General features: G+C 46.7%; 1 protein-coding gene. It reads right to left on the bottom strand.

The window, feature by feature from the left end:
- On the bottom strand, nt 1-676 hold a 676-nt coding region (locus tag R7Q09_RS25980; RefSeq protein WP_318143925.1), incomplete at both ends, for a sensor histidine kinase.

Here is a 676-nt window from a genome sequence, read left to right as displayed (position 1 = left end):
TCTACTTCTATTGAAAAACCAAAGCATGTGCCCACCCCCTTGGTCGAGGTTGCCACTAGCTTGCCTCCCATCATTGACACTAGTTGGCGACAAATCGCAAGCCCTAGCCCTGTTCCGCCAAACTGTCTCGAAACGCCTTCGTCTTCCTGAGTAAACGGCTCAAAAATGGTCGCCAGTTTGTCCCTTTCAATGCCGATGCCCGAATCCTTGATCAGGAATGTGAGCGAACCTCGCCCTTGCTCTAACGCTTCTTCGTAACTCACGTCGACTAAGATATAGCCTTGTTCAGTAAACTTAACGGCATTGGAAACCAGGTTAGTAATGATCTGTTTGATGCGATGATCACCGACCATTACGCGAGCCGGAATGTTTTCATCCAATGAAATATCGAGTTCAAGCTGTTTAGACGTGGCTTTAGATTGAAACAAAATCACCGATTGATAAACGACTTCGCGAATGTCAGCTTCAACCAACGACAATTCGAGGCGCCCCGACTCGATCTTAGACAAATCTAGAATATCGTTTAGCAATGCAAGCAAAGTGTGGGAAGAGGTATCGATGTCATCCACGACTTCTTGCTGATGAGGCGACAGCTCACTTTGCGACAAAATTTCAGTCATCCCCATGATGCCATTCAACGGCGTTCGAATCTCATGGGACATATTGGCCAGAAATA

Source organism: Vibrio sp. 2130-1 (assembly GCF_033339515.1).
This window is presented reverse-complemented; position numbering and strand designations above follow the sequence as displayed.